This window comes from Sporosarcina ureae DSM 2281 (genome assembly GCF_000425545.1).
Lineage (GTDB): Bacteria > Bacillota > Bacilli > Bacillales_A > Planococcaceae > Sporosarcina > Sporosarcina ureae.
This window is the reverse complement of sequence record NZ_AUDQ01000027.1, coordinates 20,268-29,015: the sequence shown is the minus strand read 5'-3', so window position 1 is coordinate 29,015 and position 8,748 is coordinate 20,268. Positions and strand designations below refer to the sequence as shown.

Annotated in this window: 11 protein-coding genes; 4 read left to right on the top strand and 7 right to left on the bottom strand. The window is 40.4% G+C overall.

The genetic code is table 11. The features are described from left to right. On the top strand, positions 1 to 289 hold a 289-nt coding region (locus tag H605_RS0116330; RefSeq protein WP_029055171.1), incomplete at its 5' end, for an integrase core domain-containing protein. 59 nt (positions 290 to 348) lie between these two features. On the opposite strand, the gene cobT is transcribed toward H605_RS0116330, so the two are convergent. After that, positions 349 to 1,419: a nicotinate-nucleotide--dimethylbenzimidazole phosphoribosyltransferase gene (gene cobT, locus H605_RS0116325; RefSeq protein ID WP_051210642.1), complete on the bottom strand. Its 1,071-nt coding sequence runs from the start codon at positions 1,417 to 1,419 to the stop codon at positions 349 to 351. A gap of 154 nt (positions 1,420 to 1,573) precedes the next feature. On the opposite strand from cobT, the gene H605_RS0116320 reads away from it, so the two are divergent. Then, the gene (locus tag H605_RS0116320) at positions 1,574 to 2,074 is read left to right on the top strand and encodes a ferritin (RefSeq protein ID WP_029055169.1); all 501 of its coding nucleotides are present in this window, start codon (positions 1,574 to 1,576) and stop codon (positions 2,072 to 2,074) included. A gap of 12 nt (positions 2,075 to 2,086) precedes the next feature. On the opposite strand, the gene H605_RS18775 is transcribed toward H605_RS0116320, so the two are convergent. The 5 genes from H605_RS18775 to H605_RS0116300 all read right to left on the bottom strand — a co-directional run bounded on the left by H605_RS18775 (position 2,087) and on the right by H605_RS0116300 (position 5,103). Next, complete coding sequence (locus H605_RS18775) at positions 2,087 to 2,299, bottom strand: cysteine-rich CWC family protein (RefSeq protein ID WP_081657986.1); 213 nt, start codon at positions 2,297 to 2,299, stop codon at positions 2,087 to 2,089. A 12-nt stretch (positions 2,300 to 2,311) separates the two neighbouring features. Next, complete coding sequence (locus H605_RS19050; protein WP_155979564.1) at positions 2,312 to 2,461, bottom strand: hypothetical protein; 150 nt, start codon at positions 2,459 to 2,461, stop codon at positions 2,312 to 2,314. A 16-nt stretch (positions 2,462 to 2,477) separates the two neighbouring features. Next, on the bottom strand, positions 2,478 to 3,476 hold the full coding sequence (locus tag H605_RS0116310; RefSeq protein ID WP_029055168.1) for a YcjF family protein: 999 nt from the start codon (positions 3,474 to 3,476) through the stop codon (positions 2,478 to 2,480). Positions 3,477 to 3,586: 110 nt separating this feature from the next. Continuing rightward, positions 3,587 to 4,144: a DUF420 domain-containing protein gene (locus H605_RS0116305; RefSeq protein WP_029055167.1), complete on the bottom strand. Its 558-nt coding sequence runs from the start codon at positions 4,142 to 4,144 to the stop codon at positions 3,587 to 3,589. Between the two features lie 68 nt (positions 4,145 to 4,212). Beyond that, the gene (locus H605_RS0116300) at positions 4,213 to 5,103 is read right to left on the bottom strand and encodes a LysR family transcriptional regulator (protein ID WP_029055166.1); all 891 of its coding nucleotides are present in this window, start codon (positions 5,101 to 5,103) and stop codon (positions 4,213 to 4,215) included. A gap of 133 nt (positions 5,104 to 5,236) precedes the next feature. Between H605_RS0116300 and H605_RS0116295 the strand changes: the two genes are divergently transcribed. Beyond that, positions 5,237 to 6,208: a DMT family transporter gene (locus H605_RS0116295; RefSeq protein WP_029055165.1), complete on the top strand. Its 972-nt coding sequence runs from the start codon at positions 5,237 to 5,239 to the stop codon at positions 6,206 to 6,208. A 379-nt stretch (positions 6,209 to 6,587) separates the two neighbouring features. Then, positions 6,588 to 7,034 carry a hypothetical protein gene (locus H605_RS18500; RefSeq protein ID WP_051210641.1) on the top strand — a complete coding sequence of 149 codons (447 nt, stop codon included), beginning with the start codon at positions 6,588 to 6,590 and terminating at the stop codon, positions 7,032 to 7,034. Between the two features lie 40 nt (positions 7,035 to 7,074). Here H605_RS18500 and H605_RS18495 read toward each other — a convergent pair whose 3' ends face one another. Continuing rightward, positions 7,075 to 8,583, bottom strand: a complete 1,509-nt coding sequence (locus H605_RS18495; RefSeq protein WP_155979563.1) for an NlpC/P60 family protein — start codon at positions 8,581 to 8,583, stop codon at positions 7,075 to 7,077. Positions 8,584 to 8,748 lie beyond the last annotated feature (165 nt).

The window sequence follows — 8,748 nt, the reverse complement described above, 5'->3', positions numbered from 1 at the left end:
TTCGGATCAAGGGAGTGTGTATACGTCATACGCGTATCAAGCCTATATCAAGGATAACGACCTGATCGGCAGCATGTCACGTCGAGGAAACTGTTGGGACAATGCGGTGATTGAATCATTTCATTCGAGTCTGAAATCTGAAGAATTTCAATACGTTAAATTTAATTCATTACGCAATAATATTGTAGTTGAACGAGTAATTGCCTATTTAAATTATTATAATGAAGAACGTATCCAAGAAAAATTAGGCTACCTGACACCGATAAAATATGGTGTCAAAGCAGCCTAATCATGGTGTTTTATATGTGTCTCATATCGCTAGGTCAGTCTACCACTCTTCCCTTTTTATTAATTTTTCCCGGAAACACCGGCACTTTCAAAGGTTGCCATTTCATTGATCATCAACACAGCCGATTGAATGATACTGAATGCAACTGCTGCACCTGTACCTTCCCCTAATCGCATGGACAAAGACAGAATGGGTTCTTTTCCTAAATATTGAAATGCCTTTTGATGTCCCGGTTCCATGGATTGATGACCAAGTAACATATATCCTGTTGCGCCTTGGCTTATAGTTTCCGCCACACAAGCTGCCGCAGTCGAGATAAATCCGTCTAAAATGATAGGTACGCGCTTAGAAGCGGCCGCAAGCATTGCTCCTACCATCGCAGCCAATTCTAGACCACCGACCTTACGTAGCACATCATAGCCGTCTGAAGAATTAGGCTGATGAAGAGCTAGTGCTTCCCGAACTACTGTAATTTTATGAAGATGTTGTTTAGACGATATTCCTGTTCCGTAACCAACCAGTTCTTCCGGATCTAAACCTGTTATGGCCGCCACTACAGCACTGCTTGTCGTAGTATTACCAATACCGACTTCCCCTACTACTAAGAAATCTACACCTTTTTCAAATAGCGCCATCGCTTCTTCATAGCCAATCTCCAGCGCTTTCTCTACTTCTTCCTGAGTCATCGCCTCGGTACGTAGAAAGTTCTCCGACCCCTGTCGAATCTTCCGGTCTTTCACGGGTGCTGAAAACGACTCTCCCATCACACCCACGTCAACCAATGAAAATTCTGCTTGTTGCTGTCTGCTGAATACATTGATAGCCGCCCCGCCTACCGCCATATTCTGCACCATCTGACGTGTGACTAGTTGTGGAAATGCTGAAATCCCTTCTTCTACAATTCCGTGATCTGCTGCGAATACTAATACACCTAATCGATTTATGCTAGGCTGTTTCCGACCTTGTATCTCTGCCAACGTAATTACGATTTCTTCAAGTTTCCCTAAACTTCCGATAGGTTTCGTCAATGTATCTACATACGCTTTTGCTTCCACTCCTGCCGAGACGTCCAAGGCAGGGATAGTATACTGTTTCAAGTGATGACCTTCTTTCTTATTATGTACAAACATTCATTAGTTTTCTATTTAAGTATATCAGTAGACCTTAATGAGTATCCAATTAAATAACTAGTATGCAAATAATGTCGTTTAAAGGTATACTATAGATAGCGGAGGTGTCATACTTTACGCTAGTTACATTACTATCAGAAAAGGGGCGATCCACATGATTAGTGAAAAATTAGCACAAGCGTTGAACGAGCAAATGAATAATGAATTTGCCGCAGCACAAACTTACTTATCCATGGCATCTTACTGTGAATATCGCAATTACAGCGGATTTGCGCACTTCTTTCTCCAGCAGGTAGAAGAAGAACGTCAACACGCAATGAAAATCTATACTTATTTGAATGATCGCGGGATCCGTGCGATTATTACAGAAACACCTGCACCAACTACTTCATTTGATAACTTGGTCCACACGTTTGAAGTGGCATTATTACAAGAAAAAGAAGTAACAAAATCATTTTATCAAATCATGGATATGGCATGGGAAGAAAAGGAACATGCAACGATTTCTTTCCTGAACTGGTTCCTTGACGAGCAAGTAGAAGAGGAAGCAACATTCGATAGACATATCGAATATTTGAAGCGGATCCGTGACGATAAGAACGCATTGTTCATCTACGAGAAAGAACTTTCCACACGTTCATTTGAAGCCGAATAAAAATCAGGCAAGCTAGTGGTCCATAGACCTCTTGCTTGCCTGCTCTAATTCAGTTATACGGTTCAAACACGTTTCACATATACAACGTTTGTACAGGTGTTTCTCTGGTATTTGTCGAAACACTTCTTGCGGAAAGGTCATCTTTGTACACCAGCAATGTTCGTCACTTTCCATTGTATTACCACACAAATTATTCCCCCGACAAATCGGACATTCGCTTTTCATGTATTCCCCTTTCTACAACCGATGCTTGTCCAGTTCGGCCGTATTTTTCTTCTCTAACTCCTCTACACGTTCTTCTAATTCCTTATTACGTTTCATACTTTCCATCGAATACAAACCTGCTAGTAAAGCGACCACAAATGTTGCGTAGTTAAACCACTCCATACATTCCGCCCCTTTTTTACTTTTGTTTTTTCAAAAACATTTCATACACTTTTTTCAATGTGTCAGGTGTGAGTTCCATATTATGTTCATACATATATTTCACTGCATATCCTAGCGCAACTGTCATAGACCCGGCAACACTTGCGGCAACGACCATTCCTGCACCAGGAATCACTTTAACGATTTGACGGAAAGCTGTTTTTCCGATATTCCCTACGATCGTTGCAATGATCAGCTCCTTTGCGTGGTCTTTCGTAATCGGTTTTCCGTATAATGTAGATAACTTCAACATGAGGCCCACTTGCAATGTTGTCAACGGTATAAAGTCAGCACCCGGAATGGGAACTGCTCCAATCGTAGCGGCTGATGCACCTGCTGCAAGAATCCATCGTTTAGCAATGGACGACTTATCGTTCATATGCGCTGCGAGTAATAGATCTTTATTAACATCTTTTAATTGTTGTAGGATCTCTTTTTGCAGGAATTCCATTTGTTCTCCTGTCTTTGAAGAGATTGGAATAACCGGATAGGCAAATCCAGTATGCTCCAAAACATAGTTCACTAAACTCGGAATATCATCAGCTGCATCTATTTTATTGAGTACGAGAATGATTTTCTTATTGAGCGTGGCAATCTTATTTAATGATTTTAGTTCCGTATCTGACAATACCGTACCCGCTGCATTCAAGAAAAATAAAATCACATCTGCTTGATTATAAAATTTTAGTGTCTCATTTGAATGTTCCTGATAAATATCATCAAGACCCGGTGTATCAACAAACAGTATATTGTCTGTGTAATAAAACTTTTTAACTTCCTTCGTTTCCCCTGGCTGCGCTCCCACTTCTGCTACATCTTTTTGCATAAGACGATTCAGTGTAGATGACTTCCCTGCATTGATGTCCCCGACCATCGCAATAAGAATTTCTTTTTGTAGTTGTTCATTGATTAGATCAGATTCTTGTTTAAACACTTCATCAAATGATTCATCTGACATGAAATTTGGTGTTTTCATTGTAGCACTCCTATTCATTGAATTTGATTATTCAGATTATCTCATTGTAAAAAAGAGCATCAGTCATTCACCTACTTTTGACTGATGCTCAACGCTATTTTTCTGGTTACTTAATAATAAGGTGAAATCAATATATACACAAGTACTCCGGTAAAGCTAACATATAACCATATTGGCATCGTCCAACGTGCAATTTTGCGGTGGCGCGGGATTTCCATATTCCATGCTCTTGCGACACTTGTTAGTGCGAGCGGAACGATTGCAGCAGCTAACACTATGTGTGAGAACAAGATGAAGTAATAGAATCCAGCCAAGAAACCACTACCACCAAACGGTGTGGACTCTGATAAAAAGTGATACGCGACATACGTCACTAAAAATAAAGCGGTTGTCCCAAATGCTGCATAGATAAAACGTTCATGCAGTTTGATATTTTTCTTCAAGATCGCGACTAATGCACAGACAAGAAAAATAAAAGTGAAAGTGTTAAATATGGCATTCAATAGAGGCAAGATTGTAATATCGAATGCTGTGAAGTTTTCTACGCCCGGCATGCCTGCCAAGATGCCAATCGCGCCGATGAGAATGACAGAGATAATGATAATCGCCGGACGGTAATTCCGTTTCTTGAAATTCGCAGGCGGTGTTGTTTGATTCGTATAGTTCATCTAATAGCACTCCTAATTCTATATTCATAACTACCCTATATCGTACCATACGTAACATGCTATGCAGATCATAATTGTGTCGATTTTTGAAATTGCTCTTCCGTTTCTTCTCTGAATTCATTAATCACTTTTATAAATTTTGCAATGGTCGGTGTTAAATAAGAATCTGCACGTCGTACAAATACCGTTTTAATTCGGCTGTATTTGGGCGGCAGATGATAGCAATAGACTGATCCCTGATCTAACAAATGAGAAACAGTTGATCTCGGAACGAATGTCACGCCTAATCCTGCCGCCACACTGCCGAGAATCGTCTCCAATGTTCCGAACTCCATCATTTTCGTCGGCTTGAATTGCTCAGCTTCAAGCCATGACTCTAAGCGAGCTCGATAACCGCAACCCTTTCTGAAACAAAGAATTGGCTCATCTTTAATATCTTCAATGGATTGGAATGGTTTACTCGAAAGCAACACGAGTTCTTCTTCGAGTACATCATGTACAGCTAGATCAGGATGCGTCGTACCTTCCGATATAAATGCCCCATCAAGTTGATGGTTTAGAACCTTAAGTTGCAATCCTTCCGTTACGCCTGTTAATAGTGAAATATCGACTTGCTTATATTTTTTATTATACCTCGACAGAATAATTGGCAATTTGATGACCGTTTCAACCGAGCCTAGCTCGAGCTTTCCTGAAGGTTCTTTGTCATTCTGTACGATTTTTCTCATTTCATTCGTTAGCGATAAAATCTTCTCGCTGTATATGAGAAGTCGTTTCCCTTCAGGCGTTAAGATCATCCCTCGGTTGTGTCGGTTAAATAATGGCGTCTTTAATTCCGCTTCGAGCTTTTGTATACGCGACGTGATATTTGACTGTACGTAACGTAATTCTTTAGCAGCCGCCGTGATCGTTCCTTTCTCTGCGACCATCTGGAATATCTCTAAGTCTTTAAACTCCATGGTTAGCCTCCTAGTAAAATACTCTTATGTATATGATATCAATAAAATTGATAGTAGTCATCATTATTATTCGTTTTACGTGATGTCCATAATAGTGTTTACTAGAAGTAGTACTTCAAGGAGGTTAGGTCTGTTGAAAAACAAAATTATCTGGGGAGCGTTTTTGTGCTTTATAGCCAGTGTGTCATGGGGTGCAATGTTCCCAGTTGCCAATAGCGCGTTCAAAAATATCGACCCGTTCTATTTCACATTAATTCGTTATGTTTCGGTAACACTTCTACTCGTCATCATTTTATGGTTTAAAGAAGGGTCGCAAGCTTTCCGCTTTGAAAAGAGGGGTCTATCCCTTTGGTTCTTCGGGACAATGGCATTCGTTGTCTATAACCTCTTTATTTTCTGGGGGCAAGATCTAATGGGACAACCCGGAACGATGGTAGCATCTATTTCAGAAGCTATGATGCCGATGATTTCTATTGTTATTGTCTGGATGATTAGTAGACATAAACCACATGGCTTCACGCTCACTTGTGTGTTTACTGCCTTTGTCGGTGTAATGCTTGTGATCACAAAAGGCGACTTACGTACATTCCTTACAGCAACAGATGACATTGTACCTTCATTACTCATCTTCATTGCGGTAATCGGCTGGGTCATTTATACAATGGGTGGAAATCGATTTAGTGAATGGTCAGCGTTGCGATATTCTACGTTGAGTTGTCTACTTGGTACATTCACTGCTTGTATCGTGGTATTCTTCGTAACGTTGACAGGTTATATTTCAGTCCCGACTATAGATACATTACAAGTGGTAACACCGCACATGTTGTTTATGATTGTATTCCCGGGTATCATTGCGTTAGTAGGTTGGAATGTGGGTGTACGCATCTTGTCTCCATTGAATGGTTTATTGTTTATTAATTTCGTGCCGGTGACCACACTGGTAATTTCCTATATTCAAGGATATCAGTTAACAATTTTTGATTACATCGGTACGGTGTTTATTATCGCTGCGCTGTTAGGAAATAATATATTCCTTCGGATACAGCAAAAGCGCAAAGACGAGGCTCATCAATATAAGAAACATAGTATGCAGCCTAGTGTTTAATTCAAATTGAGAAATGTACTGCATGAATTGCACAAAAAACAAAGAGGTATTCCAGGAATTTGGAATACCTCTTTGTTTTTGAATTTCTGACTCCCATTCGCTTTGTAGATGAACATTTTACATGTCCAGCGGTAGACTTTGTGGTTTATTATTCCTGCTTCGTCTAGTAGATTCATCACTACAGAGATACTGAAATATCTAATAATACTACTTGGTCAAGGCACAACAATATTTATAATGACTTCTACTGTATGAATACCCTACTTTAACTCACCAATTTCCACAATATCCATAGCAGTAAAGTCTAGTCAATTGATTTATACTAGGCAATCTTTTACACTGTCTAGACATTAAATGATTTAAACAGGAGTGAGCGCATATGAAGAAATGGTGGCTATTACCTGCACTCGCCGTTTTTTTGGCTGCATGCGGTAACGATGAGGAAGCAAAGCCTGTAGAAGATGAGGATATTGCAGTTGAAGTAATTGAGCCTGAGGAAGAACCGGAAGTAACTGAACCTGACGAGACTGAAATACTTACAGAAGAAGCACCTGCTGAAGAGATACCTGCCGATGAACCGAACGCTTCATACGAACCTTCCAATTCTAATTTGTTAGGGCATGAAGAAGCCGAGGTATTGGCAGAGCATATTCCGTTGGACGAGTTAACAGCTCAAGTAGAAGCGGATAATCAAGGCAAGCGTATTATTCTTTTTGAAAATAAAAGCGGAAAAAAAGTGTATAAAAGTATCTTCATTAAGCATGATAATCATTTAAAAATTATTGATTTGAATGGTGATAAATTATTGTTTGAAGGTAAGCTGTAAGACAGATAAAAAGCGCACAGACATTGTCTGTGCGCTTTTTTCATTTCAAATATCTTCTGGCTGATACATATTCCGATTTATACGGTTCTAGCGTCATAGGGATGATCTCCACAGTACGCTTTGGGTTCGGTGCATGAATCATTTGACCGTTTCCAGCATACATCCCGACATGGTGGATGATACCTTTACCTTTGTTGTAAGCAAAGAACAGTAAGTCTCCAGGTTGCAAATCCTTCTTCTGCACCAACTTTCCATTTAATGCTTGTACAGATGCATCACGTGGTATATCGATCCCATGCTGACGATAGACAGAATAAGTAAATCCTGAGCAGTCGAGGCCAAATCCTGAAGTGCCTGCCCATAGATACGTTAATCCGTCAAAGAGTTTGGCTGTCTCCATGATTTGCTGTGTTGTTGGCTTTGGCATGACGCCATCTGCTCCAACTACCTTCACTGCAGTTTTGTCAATGTACTTTATCCCGTCAGCAGGTGTTTGGACAGCGAGCTTGTTATCCATAACATGAACTATTGGCAACGTCGTATTGAAGCTGATGGAACGGAAAGATTGCTTGCCACTTTCATCCATCGTAAGTGAAGCTGACTTCTTTGTCACCATAGCTGTGTCGCATGTTGCATAGTTAGGATATACGGTCGTTACATGATTCTTCAACATCCATCCAGGATAACCTGCAGCATTTTTAGGTGAGCTTTGATCAACTACTGTCACTTGCACCCAGTCCCCTTTTGTTTGTAGAACTTTTACCGTTTGACCATATAGTGCTTGCGTTTCTAATTTACCTACTAGCCATTGTTTTTCACGTAAACTCATCGCAGCAACCCACTTCGTAATATCAGGCGATTTGTTTGTGGCATAAGCATCTACTGTTCGCGATTTTCCTGGCTCTTTCCAGAGTGTCGTCACAGGAACATTTACTGTTTGCACTGGTGTATTATTCGGCTTATAACACGCAGATTGTTCTCTAAAGTCAGGCTCAAGAATTCGTGCAAGAAATACTGCAAAGTGTCCACGAGTTAACGTTTGATTCGGTTTAAACGTGTTATCCAAATAGCCTGTCGTAATCGCATTTACAGATAGCTTTTGAATGTCCGATAAACCCCAATACGTTGCAGGCACATCACGGAATCGGTATGTGGATGTACCTGTTAGATCAAATGCGCGAACGAATACCGCCGCCATTTGCCCACGTTTTAGATTACCATACGGTTGAAATTCATTTTTCTCGTTGCCCATGAAAATACCTTCATCAACCATTGCAGCCATGAGTGCGTAGTGGGAATGAGACACCTTTACGTCAGACAGCTTTGCATCAGGTCTATTCTCTACAGGAATTTTTAGTGCGCGTTGGATCATCCCTGAGGCTTCGAGGCGTGTGATCGGTTCGTTTACACGATATTTGGTATTTGGTTTTTCTATGATGATTCCTTTTTCAACTAAATAGTGTATTTCATCAGCTGCCGAGTGCTGGGGACGTACATCTTGAAAGACACTGGCAAGCGAGGTGGTTGGGAATGCATATAGGACCAGCATTATCGTTAGCGCTAGTGCGCATATCTTTTTCAAGTCTAGGACACTTCCATTCTCTTAAGTTGTTTTGCCTTAACTATACCTGAGGAATAATTCTTTGTATAGAAAGAATTCCAAAAAGTGTAACTGCATTTGACTTGTACACATGCAAAAAAGATCTCCCTTGAA